Source organism: Achromobacter sp. DH1f (assembly GCF_000633435.1).
Classification (GTDB): Bacteria; Pseudomonadota; Gammaproteobacteria; order Burkholderiales; family Burkholderiaceae_B; genus Achromobacter; species Achromobacter deleyi.
Map to the genome: position 1 here is coordinate 105396 of NZ_AYMF01000028.1, position 15410 is coordinate 120805.

14 protein-coding genes, 5 pseudogenes and 2 riboswitches are annotated in these 15410 nt (G+C 60.7%); of the genes and pseudogenes, 16 read left to right on the forward strand and 3 right to left on the reverse strand.

The annotated features are described in order from the left end of the window. Positions 1-201: 201 nt before the first annotated feature. The 6 genes and pseudogenes from U858_RS35410 to U858_RS36410 form a co-directional block, all read left to right on the forward strand. Positions 202-438 (forward strand): annotated as a pseudogene (locus U858_RS35410) (sigma factor); the annotation flags it as partial. 35 nt (positions 439-473) lie between these two features. After that, positions 474-1415, forward strand: coding sequence for a FecR domain-containing protein (locus U858_RS0124035; RefSeq protein ID WP_025139695.1), 942 nt, complete (start codon positions 474-476; stop codon positions 1413-1415). 177 nt (positions 1416-1592) lie between these two features. Beyond that, the gene (locus tag U858_RS35415; protein ID WP_051593670.1) at positions 1593-2357 is read left to right on the forward strand and encodes a TonB-dependent siderophore receptor; all 765 of its coding nucleotides are present in this window, start codon (positions 1593-1595) and stop codon (positions 2355-2357) included. Positions 2358-2372: 15 nt separating this feature from the next. Then, positions 2373-3820 (forward strand): annotated as a pseudogene (locus U858_RS35745) (TonB-dependent siderophore receptor). A 21-nt stretch (positions 3821-3841) separates the two neighbouring features. Beyond that, positions 3842-4645, forward strand: coding sequence for a fused MFS/spermidine synthase (locus U858_RS0124045; RefSeq protein WP_232786597.1), 804 nt, complete (start codon positions 3842-3844; stop codon positions 4643-4645). Next, positions 4645-4773 carry a hypothetical protein gene (locus U858_RS36410; RefSeq protein WP_255358806.1) on the forward strand — a complete coding sequence of 43 codons (129 nt, stop codon included), beginning with the start codon at positions 4645-4647 and terminating at the stop codon, positions 4771-4773. The genes U858_RS0124045 and U858_RS36410 overlap by 1 nt, the downstream gene beginning before the upstream one ends. A 163-nt stretch (positions 4774-4936) precedes the next feature. Here U858_RS36410 and U858_RS33900 read toward each other — a convergent pair whose 3' ends face one another. Beyond that, positions 4937-5617, reverse strand: coding sequence for a LysR family transcriptional regulator (locus U858_RS33900; RefSeq protein ID WP_369797714.1), 681 nt, complete (start codon positions 5615-5617; stop codon positions 4937-4939). Between the two features lie 170 nt (positions 5618-5787). Between U858_RS33900 and U858_RS36000 the strand changes: the two genes are divergently transcribed. From U858_RS36000 to U858_RS36265, 4 genes and pseudogenes are all read left to right on the forward strand, one after another. Then, on the forward strand, positions 5788-6249 hold the full coding sequence (locus tag U858_RS36000) for a S9 family peptidase (protein ID WP_198529757.1): 462 nt from the start codon (positions 5788-5790) through the stop codon (positions 6247-6249). Beyond that, positions 6240-6542 (forward strand): hypothetical protein, encoded by a 303-nt coding sequence (locus U858_RS36005; protein ID WP_198529758.1) that lies wholly within the window; start codon positions 6240-6242, stop codon positions 6540-6542. Before U858_RS36000 ends, U858_RS36005 begins: the two co-directional genes overlap by 10 nt. Positions 6543-7036: 494 nt before the next feature. After that, positions 7037-8014, forward strand: a pseudogene (locus tag U858_RS33910) (NADH:flavin oxidoreductase). A 53-nt stretch (positions 8015-8067) separates the two neighbouring features. After that, positions 8068-8189, forward strand: a pseudogene (locus U858_RS36265) (transposase); the annotation flags it as partial. A gap of 234 nt (positions 8190-8423) precedes the next feature. On the opposite strand, the gene U858_RS0124070 reads toward U858_RS36265, so the two are convergent. Beyond that, positions 8424-8951: a hypothetical protein gene (locus U858_RS0124070; RefSeq protein ID WP_157838856.1), complete on the reverse strand. Its 528-nt coding sequence runs from the start codon at positions 8949-8951 to the stop codon at positions 8424-8426. 66 nt (positions 8952-9017) lie between these two features. Further along, positions 9018-9083: riboswitch (Fluoride riboswitch) on the reverse strand. Between the two features lie 98 nt (positions 9084-9181). Further along, a riboswitch (Fluoride riboswitch) is annotated at positions 9182-9254 on the forward strand. An 80-nt stretch (positions 9255-9334) separates the two neighbouring features. Between U858_RS0124070 and U858_RS0124075 the strand changes: the two genes are divergently transcribed. From U858_RS0124075 to U858_RS36270, 6 genes and pseudogenes are all read left to right on the forward strand, one after another. Beyond that, positions 9335-10648 (forward strand): voltage-gated chloride channel family protein, encoded by a 1314-nt coding sequence (locus U858_RS0124075; protein ID WP_025139698.1) that lies wholly within the window; start codon positions 9335-9337, stop codon positions 10646-10648. Positions 10649-10667: 19 nt separating this feature from the next. Next, positions 10668-11030 (forward strand): DUF190 domain-containing protein, encoded by a 363-nt coding sequence (locus U858_RS0124080; protein WP_025139699.1) that lies wholly within the window; start codon positions 10668-10670, stop codon positions 11028-11030. Positions 11031-11044: 14 nt separating this feature from the next. Beyond that, on the forward strand, positions 11045-11431 hold the full coding sequence (gene crcB / locus U858_RS0124085) for a fluoride efflux transporter CrcB (RefSeq protein ID WP_025139700.1): 387 nt from the start codon (positions 11045-11047) through the stop codon (positions 11429-11431). Between the two features lie 25 nt (positions 11432-11456). Further along, complete coding sequence (locus U858_RS0124090) at positions 11457-11777, forward strand: DUF190 domain-containing protein (RefSeq protein WP_025139701.1); 321 nt, start codon at positions 11457-11459, stop codon at positions 11775-11777. A 377-nt stretch (positions 11778-12154) separates the two neighbouring features. Then, on the forward strand, positions 12155-12775 hold the full coding sequence (locus U858_RS0124095; protein WP_025139702.1) for a histidine phosphatase family protein: 621 nt from the start codon (positions 12155-12157) through the stop codon (positions 12773-12775). 306 nt (positions 12776-13081) lie between these two features. Next, positions 13082-13552 (forward strand): annotated as a pseudogene (locus U858_RS36270) (transposase); the annotation flags it as partial. A gap of 160 nt (positions 13553-13712) precedes the next feature. On the opposite strand, the gene U858_RS0124100 reads toward U858_RS36270, so the two are convergent. Then, positions 13713-15365: an AarF/ABC1/UbiB kinase family protein gene (locus U858_RS0124100; RefSeq protein ID WP_198529759.1), complete on the reverse strand. Its 1653-nt coding sequence runs from the start codon at positions 15363-15365 to the stop codon at positions 13713-13715. Between the last annotated feature and the right edge of the window lie 45 nt (positions 15366-15410).

The following is a 15410-nucleotide window of genomic DNA, read 5'->3' on the forward strand; positions in this document are numbered from 1 at the left end:
CCGGAAAGGTCGCCGGTGGCGGGCGATCAACAAGCGCCGGGTGAAGTTACATGTATGGCGTACTGGGCCGCGGTTCTTCAGTCAGGCTGGCCGGTTTACGGGGAAATGCCTTGCTCTATTTGTTGAGAACAATTCGTATTTTCGGAAAGGCCTAGCCCTGCAGGCCGCCAGGCGCTAGACGGGTATCGTGGCCGTGTCGGAATTCTTACACCATCACGAATAGAAACGCTCTACACCGACCACCACGGCTGCTTGCGCAGTTGGCTACGCCGTAGGATGGGCAACGCGTTCGACGCCGCCGATCTGGCGCACGACACCTATTTGCGCATCATGTGCTCGGGCCGTATCCCACCAGAGGGTGAATCGCGACGTCATCTGGCGCAGGTGGCCAACGGTCTGGTCATTGACCTGCACCGGCGGCGTCAGATTGAAGCTGCGCAACCCGGCCGTCGTGCGGCAGGCCAGCGAATTGGATGGTGCGGATCTGGTCGGACGAGGCCAGCGACGCGCACAAGACGGCATGTGCGCAATGGCGGGCCCAGCATCCGGACCACGAGCTGGCTTGGAGCCGGCTGCAGTTTTTCGATACCAAGCTGGCCGGTGTGCCGATGGGCCTGGCTTGCCACGCGCTGCGCGATCCAGGCGTCGGGGCGCGCGCGCCCCGGCGGCGCGCCCTGAAATTGTTGGCGTTTGGCCTGGCGGTTGGCGGCATCGCCTACCAGGTCCGCGGGGCGCAGGCCTGGCGGACGGCCATGGCCGTCCACTGTAAGGAGACGGGCGAGATTCGCGAAATCTCGCTACCCGACGGCACGCGTGTCCTCTTGGATAACGCGTCGGCGATCGACTTGGTGTTCGATGCGCGTGAGCGCCTGATTGTGCTGCGCGGCGGCGCCATCATGGTAACTACCGCGCCCGACCCCGCGGTGTCGCATCGCCCGTTCCGCGTACAGAGCCAGGATGGTTCGGTCGTGGCGCTGGGCACCCGTTTTGTCGTCAGGCAGGAAGACCGCTATTTACGGGTGAGCGTATTCGAGGGGGCGGTGAAACTGCGCACCGTCGCGGCGCCAGAACAGGCCATCAGGATCGATGCGGGTCACGAGGCCGATTTTTCGTCCAACCACGTGCTGGGCACTCAAGGGGTGCCGGCCAATAGCGATGCCTGGACCCGCGGAATATTGGTGGCGGACGACATGCGCGTGAGCGACTTCGTTGCAGAGTTGGCCCGCTATCGACGGGGTTGGGTGCGCTGCGCGCCGGAGATCGCCGACCTGAAGGTCTGCGGCGTCTTCTCATTGCGTGACACCGACCGGGCGCTGCACAACTTGACGCTTGGGCTGCCGCTCGAGGTGGTCTATCGCAGCCGAGATTGGGTCACCGTTCAAGCGCGGGCCGGCCAACCCCGCACATCTCGGTAAGCGGTTTTGAGGGTTTTGGTTTCTCGTTCGGGAAATAGGGTGAACCCCTGCTGATTTCCTGAACCGAGAGGCCCCACCATGGTATCCCCCCAACCGATGCCCACGCGAGCATTCCACCCGGTACGTTGAGCCAGGCGCTGACCTCCTTTGCCAACCAGGCGGGGGGGGGCGCTGTCGATGGACGCGGGTCTGCTGCAAGGGCAGCGCAGCGCGGGGTTGCAGGGCCGCTATACCGTTGCGGACGGATTCACCGCGCTGCTGGCCGGACATGGCCTGCGGGCCGTGCGCACGGCCAACGGCACTTACGCGCTGACGAGATCAACGGACCCGGGGCCCGTTGAATTGTCATCCATGACGGTGACGGGCGACGGGTTCGCTGCGGCGACCACCGAGGGAACGTGGTTCTGTACGACCCGCGCGATGAGTACGGCCACTAGCCTGGCGCTTTCGGTCCGCGACACGCCGCAATCGGTATCCGTCGTGACGCGGCAGCAGATCGACGACCAGGACGCCAGGTCGCTCACCGAAGTCCTGCGGACGACCACAAGCATGGCCGAAAGCGCCTACGATACCGAGCGATCGTCGTTCAGCTATCGCGGTTTTGCCGTCGAGAACTATCAGTACGACGGCATGCCAACGACGTTCTCGTCACCCTACGCGGCGGGCGAGTCGGATCTGGATTCGGTCATCTACGATCGCGTCGAGATCGTACGCGGCGCCACGGGGCTGATGACCGGCGCCGGCAATTCGTCGGCCGCCATCAAACTGGTGTGCAAGCGGGCGTTCAGCGACAAGCTCACCGGCGAAGTCACCGCGTCCGTGGACTCGTGGGACAACTACCGCAGCACCATCGATGTCTCCACGCCCTTCAACCAGGATGCGACGATGCGCGGCCGTTTTGTGGCCGCCGGCCAGCAGGGCAATTCGTCCCTGGACAACTAACAGAAAAAGAAAGGCGTGGTCTACGGCACCGTCGAGGCCAGCCTGACCGACCGAACCCTGTTGCGTGTTAGCGCGGGCTACCAGGCCAACCGGCCTACCGCGTCGACGTGGGGCGGGGCGCTGGGCACAGGCTGGTTCAACAATGGCCAGGAGATCGACTGGCCGCGATCCTACAACGCCGCGCCGAAGTGGTCGCAATGGAACAGCACCACGCAATCGCACTTCGCCACCGTGGATCACCAATTCGAAAACGGCTGGACCGGCCAGATCGGCTACGCCCGCAGCAAGCAGGAATATGACGCCAAGCTGCGCATGAGCCTGGACGGCTTGATCGACCCCGACACGTGGAACACGACCGCGTCCGACGTCTATTCGAATTGGTTTGAAGGCGCGCGCACGCAAAATTCGGTCAATGCCAAGCTGGACGGAGATTTCAATCTATTCGGCCGCCGCCACGAGTTCATGACCGGTGGCTCGGGAACCTGGCAAAGCAACCAAGGCACGGTCAGGAAACCGATTTCCCGGACTGACTACACCGGAAGTTTGAAAGATTGGAATGGCAGCTACCCCAATCCGGTCTGGGGCGAGAAGGTGCCGGAATTGGATGACCGCACTCGCCAGATCGGCTTGTACACGGCAGTCAGGTTTTCGTTGGCGGATCCGCTGAAGGTCATCGTGGGCGCCCGCTACACCAACTGGAACAACAGTCTTATCCGCACGTTCGAGGTTGTTTCGCCGTACGCGGGCGTGGTTTTCGACGTGAACGACAACCTGTCGGTCTACGCCAGCTATACCGACATTTCCCAGCCCCAGAGCAATCAGGATGCCAGCGGCAAGATCTGGATCCCGTCAAAGGCAAGAACTACGAGGCTGGCATTAAGAGCTCGTTCTTCGACAAGCGCTTGAATGCGTCGCTGTCGGTGTTCCATACCAAGCAGGACAATGTCGCGGAACCCGATCTGGACAATGTCGTGCCCAACACCCTGGCGCAGGCCTATCGTGGCGTCAGCGGAACCCAGAGCAATGGCTTCGAGGTCGAACTTGCTGGTGAAATCCTGCCGGGATGGAACCTGAAGGCTGGCTACGCTCACTTCAACCTGGTGGGGCCCGATGGCGCGAAGTTGAATACATCGTTGCCGCGCGACACGTTCAACCGGTTCACGACCTACGCGTTCTCGGACGCCCTGCGCAACTTGACGGTGGGCGCGGGCGTGCGATGGCAGAGCCGTTCGGGGGGCCACGGTATGGGGGGCCGACGGCAGCGGTTCGTTTGTGCAGCGGCGCGCGGAAATCGGCAATTACGCCATCGCCAACCTGATGGCGCGTTGTGCGTTCACCCCGCAAACCGCGTTGCAGGTGAACATCAACAACGTGTTCGACAAGAAATACTATTCCCAGGTCAATTTATACAGTACGCGCAATTATGGCGACCCGCGCAACTTCATGGCGACGCTGACGCATAAGTTCTGAGGTATCTTTGGCGATTGCGACCGCCCAACCTCATTTCCCGAGCCAGCACCATTCCCGATTCCCCCTTCAGCGTCGCGCCGCGCGATGACCAGAAGCCCTTCGTACAGGAATCAGGCACCATCCGGACCCTGCATTTCTCAGAAAAGGTCATCCAGAGCCGAATTTCCAAGCTCAAGCCGGACGCGCTCGACCTGGAATACACGCGGATGATGATGGGCTTCGTGCTGTTCACGCCGACGCCGGCGGACATCCTGATGGTGGGGCTGGGCGGCGGTTCGCTGGCCAAGTTCTGCTACCGCTACCTGGTGCGTTCGCGCATCGAGGTGGTGAAGATCGACCCCGGGGTCATCGCGCTGCGCGACGCTTTTTTGGTGCCGCGCGACGATGACCGTTTCCAGATGGTCCAGGCTGATGCGGCCGACCACCTGCGGGAATTGCAGGACGCAGCCGACGTGCTGTTGTTGGACGGTTTCGGCGACGCGGACATTCCCGACGCGCTGTGTTCCGCCGAGTTCTACGCCGACTGCCACGAGGCGCTGCGCAACGACGGCATCCTGGTGATCAATTTCCAGTTGAACCATCCGGACCACCGCGAATACCTGGACCGGGTGCGGGCGTCGTTCGGTTCGTCGATGTTCGAGGTGATGGACGACGACATGACCAACAGCTTCGTGTTCGCATGCAAGGGCGAGCTGCTGGATGACCCGGCGGCGGTCGAATTGAAGCGGCCGGCCTCGATGGTCAGCGCGTCGTGCTTTTCAATACCTTCAACAGCCATTTCGGCGAGGACCACATCGCGGCGTGCAAGGCCAAGGTGATGGCGCGCGGCGCGCGTTCCTTTGAACATCGCTACATCAAGCGCGGGCGCATTACGCAACAGCTCACGCCCAACGAAATGACCCAGGCCATCGACGAGCAATGGTTCGATCCGCCAGCCGCGCCCTGACCCGCACGTCGGATGCCGCTGCCTGATCCAAGCCGGGCTGGGCATGAATGATCTGTTCAGGCCCTGTCGGCCGCCTTGGGCTTGCCCTGCCTTCCGCCCTGCGCCGCGGCGCCCGCGCGGGATTCCATCGAGAGCTGGGCCCTTTGCTCGATCAGGAAGTCCATTATAAGGCCCGGATCTTGGCCGGCATCTGCGCCCGGGAAGGCACGTACAGGAAGAAGCCCGGAAAAGGCCGGCACCAGGGTCTGAGCACGCGGACCAGCGACCCGGCGTCAGGTGCTGGCGCACGCACAGATCGATGTGCTGGACCAGCCCGAGGCCGCGAATCGCGGCGCGCGAAGTACGCGGGCGGCCCAACGATCGCCATCTCCAGCATGGGTGTCACCGTAGCCGCGATCATGTGTTCGTCCAGGCTTTCGCCCAGCCGGATGCCGGCATCGAGCCCGTCCGCCCCAATGTTCGAAAAGCCGTCGTTCATGATCAGCTCCAGCCGCAGCTTGGGATGGCGGGCCAGGAACTCATCCATGCGCGGTTCCAGCAAAAGCCGGGCTGCGACGCGCGACGTATTGATGCGGATAGAAGGCTCCGCGTTCGCTTCCCCCAGCTCCCGCACCGCGCGTTCAATGCTCGTCAGCGCGGGCTGCAAAACATCTAGCAGGCGCTGCCCTTCTTCCGTCAGCGACATGTCGCGTGTCGTGCGCGTGAGCAAACGCAAATTCAGGTGCCGCTGCAGCGCCTTGAGGTGTTGCGACAAGGCGGCCCGGGTCACCTCCATCCCCGTCGCGGCCTTGGTGAAACTGCGATTGCGGGCGATCTGGGCAAACCAGCTCAGCGAGGATAGCAGCGAGGGTCGATGGCATTTGTTTAGTTTATCTACGCATTGATGTCTTTAAAAGCGTATTTATGTGAACATATATCGTCTTTACGATGCAGTTGTGCTTGTGATCCATCCCGATTCGCGGGTATTGCTACGCAGACACATACATCCCGAGCCAGACACAAGGTGTCAGCGCCATGACCGGAATCTCAAAGCAAAGAATGCAGCAGGCCCTGGAGCAGGAAAAGACCATTTCCCAGGCAGACCACACCAAGGTCAAGGCGATGGCCGGCATGGTCAGGATGCCGCGCAGTTTCACCTTCAAGAATCCCGATGAATACGGCATGACGGGCTGGCACGATCTGTCCATTCCGTCGGATGACGGCACGCCGCTGGAAGCCTGGTGCATCCCCGCCAAGGGCGGCGAAAGCAACAAGCTGGTCATTTTCAACCATGCCTTGCCGATGTGCCGCGCCGGCTATCCCGGCCATATGGGACATCCGTGGAGCAACTTCATCGAGCCGGTCGAGATCGACTTCGTGATCCAGTACAAGCACCTGACCGATGCGGGCTACAACGTACTGACCTACGATTTTCGCAATCATGGGCAAAGCGGCGCGGCCAAAGGCGGCGTCTGTGGAGTGGGCCAGTGGGAATAGCGCGACTGCGTGAGCGTGAAGCGATTCGCGATGCCCCTCCCCGCCTGGGCACGATGGACGTGGCCCTGTTCAGCCAGTGCCTGGGCGGCGTGTCGCAGTACGCTGCGATCGACAAGCATCCGGAGCTGTTGAAGAACGTCAAGTGCCTGATCAGCCCGCTGGTGCCCAATATGGCGGCCGTCTTCAGCAGGCTCGACGCGGCCCAGGGCATCGCGCAATACCAGGAACTGATCGACCTGGAAATCCTGAAGCTGGGCGGTTTTGCCACCGCCGATATGTCGGGCAGGCTGTGAGCGCCCAACGTCAAGCTCCCCGTCCTGATGTAGCAGTTGCGCGATAACGCGGTGATCGACAACCCGAGCGATGCCCAGAGCACATTCGACGCCCTGGCTAGCAGCGACAAGGAACTCCACTGGATCGAAGGCACGGCCAAGCGCTTCGAGGACGGCTACAACTAGTTCGGCCGCCATACCGAGAAGGTGCTGCCGTACCTGGCCAGGAACATGGCCTGAGGCCGTCAACCACAACGATCCGTAGACGGAATAACGCCCCTTCCAGAATCCAGCCTTTTCCCGTGAACGGCCAGTCGATACCGAATTGCCAGCAAAATGACAGCCCCCCTCTTCCAGTCCTTCCGCTTCAACAACGGCCTGGCGGTGCGCAACCGCGTGGTGCTGGCGCCAATAACCACCTGGTCGGCCAATGAAGAACAGACCATCTCTGAGCAGGAGCTGGCCTGTTATCGCGCGCGCCCAGGGCGTGGGTCTGGTCCTCACGGGCCACCCAGGTGCAGGCCAGCGGCATCGGTTTCACCAATGAGTTCGCCGCGTATGGCGATCGCTTCATCCCCAGCCTGCGCATGCTGGCCGCCGCCGCGAAAAGCGGCGGCGCGCTGACCGTGCTGCAGATCTTCCACGCCGGCACCAAGGCCGCGCCCAGCCTGATTCCAGACGCGGACGTGATCAGCGCCAGCGCGACGGCAGCGCCCAAGGGGCCCTTCAACGACGGCAAGCTCGCCAGCCGCGCTCTCACGCACGAGGAAATCCTGGGTGTGATCCGGGACTTCGGATAGGCCACGCGCCGCGCCATCGACGCAGGTTTCGACGGCGTGGAATTGCATGGCGCGCATGGCTTTCTCATTCAGAATTTCCTGTCGCCGCTCTTTAACCAGCGCGCGGACGACTGGGGCGGCTCGCTGGAAAACCGCATGCGTTTTCCGACCGAAGTCGTGCGCGCAGCGCCCTGCGTGATCGCCACGCACGCAAAGCGGCCATTCCTGGTAGGCTACCACATCTCGCCGGAAAAACCCGGCGAAGGCGGACTGCGCATCGACGATGCGCTGGCCTTGGCGGAAGCACTGATCGAGCGCGGACAGATCGACTATTTGCACGCCTCGCTCTACGACCTGCTGCAGGGCCGGCCGCAGGCCGCGACCCATAGCGCGACCACGGTTCGACAGTTCATCGAGCGCGTGGCGAGCAGCCTGCTGTTCATGGCAGCGGGCCAGATACGCACGGCCGAACAGGCGCGCCAGGCGCTGGCCCTGGGTTTGCCGCTCGTGGCCGTGGGCCGCGGGCTGGCGATGAATCCGCGCTGGGTGGAGTTAATACAGACCGGGCGCGACGAAGACATCGACATGGCGCTGGACCTGTCCCACGAGCCGGGCGAGCTGCAGGTGCCGGACACGCTGTGGTCGGCGATCAAGAGCACGGCCGGCTGGTTTCCGGTGCAGGAGCAGAACGCGACCCTTGCCCGGGCAAGTTAAATTGGCGGGCGGTACTGTCCGCCGGACCGCAACCACCGCGGCTTCGCCGCGGTATGCAAGAACAGATCATCGGCGTGAAAAAGGAGGGCGAGGCAGAGGAGCCAAGGTAGCAGACCTGTGCCCCGAGCACGGAATCTCGGGAACAACTTACTACACCTGGAAGGCGAAATTCGGCGAAATCGATGCTGGGCAAGGGTGCACTTCGGCATCTCCTAAGCAAAAAGTAGCCAGCCCGCAGGCCAAACGCGAACCGGTCAGGACGTTGATGACCGAGCGCGGAATGTGTATCCCCGGGCCTGCGAGCTGGTAGGCATCTCTCAGTCGCTATTCGCTTAGAAAGTAAGCGTACGGACGATATGGCATTAACCGAGCGCATGAAGGAGATGGCGGCGCTCAAACGGCGTTACGGCTAGCCGTTGATAAATTCTCCAAACACTCCCGAAGCGCGAGAGCGAATGATGGCGGCCCGCAATGCGCTAGCAAGCTTGGACACTGCAGCGCAGTAGGTCTGGATAGCTTCCAGATACCACCGCTTTTGTTGATGGATGACGTGCAACTTTCCCGCTTGAGCAAGTTGCTTGCGCATTGCGCGCATGCCATCCGCGAATGATCTCAGCGATTGGAGCTTGCGATCCGCCAGATCACGGAATACCTCATGACGATACGCCACAGCTTCCAAGGTATGGAGCGGCACGCGGAACAGCCCGTCCAGTGCATATTCCGCCCGCCCCGCCACGATCGCACCAAAGGCTTGATCAAGATTCAGGTCCACAAAATAATCGGGCTCGGGCGGAGACAACTCCATCAGCGCGATGCTTTGATGCGCATCGTTGAACAGGAGGCTCAATTCTGGAAAGGTACCGGGCAATGGGCCGGCGGGCACGGCATCCGTCTCTTCTTTGCTGGCCAAAGCAATATTGCTAACTTGGTTCGCCATCCTTACCCCACAAGTTCTGTTGGTGGCGTTACGGGCGAAAAAAAACTACGTGCCTCGTCTGCCGAGATCAACGTAGGCATCATCAGCCCAGGGTTGGGCGAGTAGTGGAGGAATGCCATCTCCGTAATCAGTGTATCGACGCAATCGTGGCATGGCTAGCCCCAAAGAAAAAGGGGGGCACAGCATTCCGAACCTGCTTGCGCTGCCTATGCTCCACTGCTAAGATCAATGCATTCTACGGAGATGGCATTCCTCCGTTAACCGCCGCAATTTTTCACTGCGGCTGATGATGCCTACAGATCCCTGGTTTGCACCGGGTCTGTAGGCATTTTTGTCCTACGGCTGCGCAGATCAGGGGGGTCTCTCCCTTTTGTCCTGATCCCATGCCGCGCACAACACGCTTAGAACAACTAGACCTCCTGCCCTATATCGGCAAATGGCTGGTCATCTCTTTAGCCGTCGCGTGCCTAGCCGGCATTGCCTCCGCCCTCTTCCTGCATGCACTCGATTGGGCAACTGCGACCCGCGAAGCGAATCGGTATTTGATCTGGCTCTTGCCGGTTGCCGGCTTCGCGGTGGGCTGGTGCTATCTCCGCATGGGACGCCCTGTCGAGGCGGGCAACAACCTGATCATCGACGAGATCCATGACCCGAAGAAGGTCATCCCGCTACGCATGGTACCCATGGTGCTCGGCGGCACGGTCATTTCGCACCTCTTCGGAGCTTCCGTAGGGCGCGAAGGGACGGCAGTGCAAATGGGGGGAGCGCTGGCCGACCAGCTCACCCATGTGCTACGGATGCGTCCCGAAGACCGCCGGCTCATTCTCATGGCAGGGATTGCCGCCGGGTTTTCATCTGTTTTCGGTACGCCATTGGCCGGAGCCATTTTTGGCTTGGAGGTGTTGGTGATTGGCCGCATGCGCTACGACGCTCTTTTTCCATGCGTGGTGACTGCCATTGCCGCAGATCAAATCGGGCTTCTCCTGGGTGTCCATCACACACACTACGCCGTGCTGGAGGTCGCGCCGATAGGCCTGGTAAGCATCCTGAGCGTGGTGGTGGCGGGCATACTGTTCGGGTTGATCGGCATGATCTTCGCCAATAGCGCGCACGCCATAGGCGCGGTCATGAAGCGATACGTTCCCTATGCCCCCTTGCGTCCGTTCATCGGCGGTGCGGTGGTCGCCGTGGCCGTCTGGGCCACCGACGGCTACCGCTACATCGGCCTGGGCATCCCGTCCATTGTTCAAGCGTTCCAGCAGCCTGTCGCGCCATGGGACTTCCTAGGCAAACTCCTATTCACCGTCGCCTCGCTCGGAACAGGGTTCAAAGGCGGAGAGGTCACCCCCCTCTTCTACATCGGCGCGACCCTCGGCAACGCCTTGGCTCCGCTCCTGCATCTGCCGTTCTCGATGCTCGCCGGCCTCGGATTCGTCGCTGTCTTCGCTAGCGCCGCCAACACCCCGATAGCCACCATCGTAATGGCCATCGAACTATTCGGGCCTGAAATTGCGCCCTTCGCCGCAGTTGCCTGCATCGCGGCATATCTGTTCTCTGGCCACAGCGGGATCTACCACGCGCAACGCGTCGGCCATTCAAAGCACCGCGTCTTGCCCGAGGGCCTTCGTATATCGGAGCTTGGCGCCTATCGCAAACAACTGCGCCAACAATCGATGGCCTGCACCCCCGAGAAATAAACCCAGGACCTTATACAGAATGACGACTGACATGACCGCCTTGCGTCTCTACTTTCCCATTTCCGCGCGCGCCTCAGCCACCCGCTTCTGGCACCGGCTGAGCGCGCCCGCCTTGGCTCACCACATCATCAATGCCGCCCAAAAATCGGGCATCCAGCAGGCCGTACTGCACCACATTCAATCGGGCTATCTCAAAGGGGAAAGGTTGACGCATCTCCACCCTGAAGTCACAAGCATAAGACATCCGCAGTGTGTCGAGTTGATCGATAGCGAATCAGCGCTCAGGAAGTTCCTCCACGACCACGCGGCCGAACTGCACAAGGTGCGGGCGGTGCTGCTCAAGTGCGAGATACCGCTAATTCCAAACAGCCAACCCACCTGACGCCGAGGGATTCGATGCTTGCCACAGTCTTCGCGATTTCAATAGGGGCCGCCCTCGGAGCCCTGTTGCGGTGGTGGCTGGGAAACGCTTTCAATTCCCTATTCCCCTCCATTCCTCCCGGCACCCTGATCGCCAACCTCCTGGGTGGCTACATCATTGGACTGGCGATCAGCTATTTCGGAGGGCATCCGGGGCTTTCTCCCCAGTGGCGCCTATTTATCGTCACTGGTTTCTGTGGCGGATTGACGACCTTTTCAACTTTTTCCGGGGAACTGGCATCGTTGTTGCAGCAAGAACGATTTGGGCTGCTGGGCACGTCCATCGTGGTGCATGTGGCGGGCTCGCTCGTCATGACGCTGCTAGGCATTGCCACGATCTCGGCCCTGCGATCGACGAACTGATTCACACCCAATAGGAAGACGAAACATGAAGGGATATCAATTGACTTTTTACACCCAGCAGGATCGCCGGCACGGTAAGGAAACGCTGTCGGAATGGCTGCTCAACCTGGCGAAGCAGCATGGTGCGTTGGGGGGGACGATGTTCAGCGCGGGCGAGAGCTTTGGCCATGAAGGGCGGTTTCATTCGGCGCACTTCTTCGAGCTTGCGGATCAACCCGTTGGGGTCATGGTTGCCGTGGACGAAGCCACATGCGACACCCTGCTAGAAGCGGTCAAGAACGAGGCTGTCGATGTCTTCTTCGTAAGAACGCCCGTTGAATATGGACGCACAGGATCTTCGACCTGAGCTAACGCCAACACTTTCGAACACCTTAGGCATGTCGAAAACTCATCGTTCTATCGTGTTATGCGCTCGTGACGCCCGCTCGGAACCCGAGCGACAAGCAGTCAGCGATGACGTGTTCAAGCACCTGCTTCGATGGACCGCAGGAAACCTATTGTTGGTACCTGTTTGGTGGATGCTGTCTTCAGTCCAGTATGAAGGAAATGAATGGCTAATTGGCATATGGGGATTTCTAACTGGGGCTGTCTGGGCACGTATTCTGGCCCTCCTCATGCTTTGGCTAAGACTTCGGCCTCGCCGTGTTTCCGAGCGATGACATTTTCACTTCCACGCCAGCAAGCTAGCCATAACTTTATGTTCAATATCGGAGATCGAAATATATGACGCACCTGATCCTCACGCGCCACGGTCACGTCGACTGGATTGCTACCGAGCGGTTCCGTGGTCGCGCGGAACTACCTCTTTCTGAATTGGGAAAGCGACAAGCCACCGCGCTTGGAGCGCGGATAGCCAGAAGCTGGAAGCCTCGCGCCATTTACGCCAGCCCGCTCTCGCGTTGCGTGCATACGGCGCAGGCTATCGCTCAGACGACGGGCGCTGCCGTGCAAACGCTTTCCGACCTAGTCGACACCGACTATGGGCAGTGGCAGGGGCGCACCCATCAGGAAGTGCAGGCGCATTGGCCTGAAGAGTTCAAAAGCTGGTTCGAGAATCCGGACTTGACGGCGATCCCAGACGGCGAGACGTTGGCCGCGGTCCTGGTTCGTGCGACCTCGGTCCTGCGCAACATGATTGCAGAACATCCCGATGACCAAGTCGTCCTGGTCGGACACGACAGCATTAATCGAGTGATCCTTTTGCATGCCCTGGGGTTGCCGCTATCACATTACTGGCGAGTAAAGCAGGAGCCATGCTGCGTCAACGAGATCCGCATTGAAGGCGGCAAATGCGCGCTCTACCGAATCAATGAGAGCTTTCATCTGATTGGTCTGAGCGCCTAAGCCCCTTGCGCTGGAGACCGAAGATCGTGAACTGATGGCCGGCCCTCATAAGTTTCTCTAAGCGGGCGAGCAGCCCGTCTCCGAGATTTCTCATGCATCCCTCTTCCGAGTCGCACCTCCTATCCACGGGGCGTCAGGGCAGGGCCATGGGCTTCGTGCTGTTCGTCGGCCTGCTGAGCTTCTTTACCAATATGGCGCATGAAGGCTCACGAAGCTGACCCTAACCCAGTTTTTAGTACCGATCTAAATTAGAGAATCCGGCATGGTTTCACCATATGGGATAGGAGCCATGCCGTGAAGAGATAGAAATACACCAAAGAGCAAATCGCCTTTGCGCTGAAGCTAGCCGAACTGGAAGAGTCCGTAACCGAGGTCTGCCGCAAGATGGGCGTGAGCGAAGCCAACTTATACAACTGGAAGAAGAAATGCTGCGGGCTTGATCCCTCGGAGTTGCGACGACTTCGCCAGCTTGAAGATGTATGCAATCGACTCAAGCGCCTAGTCGCAAACCTGTCGCAGGACAAGGCGATGTTGCAGGACGTTCTTGCAAAAAGGCTCTGAAGCCTTCGCGGCGCCACGTACTCCTGGATGATCTGATGAAGCGGTACGGCGTTGGCGAGACCTAGGCATGCGCCGTAGTCATGCTTTCCCGGTCGTTGTATCGCCTACGAATCGTGCCGACGCGATAGTGGTGCCCTAGCCATGCGAATCCGCGAGATCGCGCCTACGCGGATTCACTACGGATACCGGCAATTACCCGCGATGCTGCGCCGCGAAGACCAACCACCAGCCTGAACTACTCCTGCTCCGGTCGACAAAACCCGTTGATCGGCCTGATTCAGGAGAAACGACATCGCGGATGGGTTGATTGTGAATCAGGCTCTTTGGCGACTCCGCGCAAGCACGACCAAGGATCCCTACTCAAGTCAGCATCCAGTCAGAGCCGGCGTGGCAACAGCAGCCAGACGAGCCCAATGGTGATAAGCGCAACGCCAGCCCATGCCGTCGCGGGTATGCCGAACAGACGCGGGCCGAAGTCGAGCAGGCGCGGGGCCAGGCCGAGCGCGAAGGCAGCCGTAACTATCGCGACAGCGATGCGGGTGGCCGCCCATCGGATGTCGCCGCCGATGCGGTCAAGTCCCTTCAACTCGATGTCGGCCGCAATGCGGCCCTGGCGCAGGCGTAGCGCCAGCAGACGAAAGAGCGCCGGCAAATCGGATGCGAGCCCGGCAAAGTCGAGCGCAAGAGACTTTCCCTTGCCCGCGAGGGCGCCAAGGTCGTAACAGCGGCTCATCTCGTCGCGTACTATGGGCGCCGCGATGCGGATCGCGTCGAAGTCTGGATCGAGCGTCCGCATAACGCCATCGGCCGTAATCAGCGCCTTGAACAGAAGCGCAAGGTCGGAAGGCAGGGCCAGATCTTGGACGCGTGCGAGTGCCATGAAATCTGACACCGCCTCACCCAGTCTGAGCGGTGGCACCCCATGGCGGGCAACAAAGGCCTCGCACGCCGTCTCAAGCCGCGCCAGGTCGATATCTGTGGAGCCGGCCCACTCCATCATGAGCGCGCCAACATCCTGGGCCTTCCGGTTGACGATTGCGGCAACGAGCGTAATGAGCTGCTCGCGTCTTCGGCTGCCGATGCGCCCGACCATGCCAAAATCGATGAAGGCCACCTTGCTGCCAGGTAACGCGCGCAGATTGCCAGGATGAGGGTCGGCGTGGAAGAAGCCGTCGACCAACACCATGTGCAGGAAGGCGGATGCACCGCGCACGGCAAGCGCTTGGCTGTCAAGGCCTGCGGCCAGTATCTTTTCCGCGTCTGTCGCTGCGATGCCGTCCATGAATTCCTGCACCAACAGCCGCTCAGCAGTCCACTCTGAATAGATCCGGGGAATGCGGATGCCCGACATGTGAGCAAGGTTTTCGGCAATAACCTCTCCATTGCGACCCTCGACGGCGAGGTCAAGCTCCTCGCCCATCGCAACCCCCAGATGGTGCAGCATCTCGCGCGGCCGGTAACGGGCGAAGTCCGGCCAACGTTTCTCAATCAGGGCAGCGGCATGCGAGAGCAGCCTAAGGTCGGCCTCAACCCGTGGCCTGAGCCCAGCTCGTCGAATCTTTACAACAACCTCCTCGCCACTCTTTAGGCGAGCGCGATGCACCTGAGCGATCGAGCCAGCAGCGAGCGCCTCGGTATCGAACGAGGCAAAAATGTTCTCCGGCGGCTCACCGAGATCCTCTTCGACTTGATTGCGGATATCCGTCCAAGGCACGGGCGCGACATGGCTTTGCAGCTTCTCCAGTTCCGCGATCCATTCAGGAGGCAGCAGGTCACCCCGGGTTGACAGGATTTGGCCGAGCTTGACGAAGGTCGGACCCAGCGCCTCGATGGCTAGACGCAAGCGTTCCGGTTGCGAAAACTCCTCATACACGGTCGCCGCAGTTCGTCCTCGCATCGACGAAAACAAACCCGATATGCCTATTCGCTCGAGAACGTCGGTGATTCCGTAGCGCATTGCGACGGCGCCGATCTCGCCAAGCCTTTTCCTATCGCGCGCGGCCACCAAGGTGGTTTCTAGCAAAGTCATGATGAGCTCTCCCACATCAGGCGGCACAAGCCGATGCTTCCGCTT

Excerpts from the sequence above, each read along its gene's own strand:
- U858_RS0124035 (WP_025139695.1), top strand. The coding sequence starts at position 474 with ATGGTGCGGATCTGGTCGGACGAGGCCAGCGACGCGCACAAGACGGCA.
- U858_RS35415 (WP_051593670.1), top strand. The coding sequence starts at position 1,593 with ATGGACGCGGGTCTGCTGCAAGGGCAGCGCAGCGCGGGGTTGCAGGGC.
- U858_RS36410 (WP_255358806.1), top strand. The coding sequence starts at position 4,645 with ATGGCGCGCGGCGCGCGTTCCTTTGAACATCGCTACATCAAGCGCGGG.
- U858_RS36000 (WP_198529757.1), top strand. The coding sequence starts at position 5,788 with ATGACCGGAATCTCAAAGCAAAGAATGCAGCAGGCCCTGGAGCAGGAA.
- U858_RS0124070 (WP_157838856.1), bottom strand. The coding sequence starts at position 8,951 with ATGGCGAACCAAGTTAGCAATATTGCTTTGGCCAGCAAAGAAGAGACG.
- U858_RS0124075 (WP_025139698.1), top strand. The coding sequence starts at position 9,335 with ATGCCGCGCACAACACGCTTAGAACAACTAGACCTCCTGCCCTATATC.
- U858_RS0124080 (WP_025139699.1), top strand. The coding sequence starts at position 10,668 with ATGACGACTGACATGACCGCCTTGCGTCTCTACTTTCCCATTTCCGCG.
- crcB (WP_025139700.1), top strand. The coding sequence starts at position 11,045 with ATGCTTGCCACAGTCTTCGCGATTTCAATAGGGGCCGCCCTCGGAGCC.
- U858_RS0124090 (WP_025139701.1), top strand. The coding sequence starts at position 11,457 with ATGAAGGGATATCAATTGACTTTTTACACCCAGCAGGATCGCCGGCAC.
- U858_RS0124095 (WP_025139702.1), top strand. The coding sequence starts at position 12,155 with ATGACGCACCTGATCCTCACGCGCCACGGTCACGTCGACTGGATTGCT.
- U858_RS0124100 (WP_198529759.1), bottom strand. The coding sequence starts at position 15,365 with ATGACTTTGCTAGAAACCACCTTGGTGGCCGCGCGCGATAGGAAAAGG.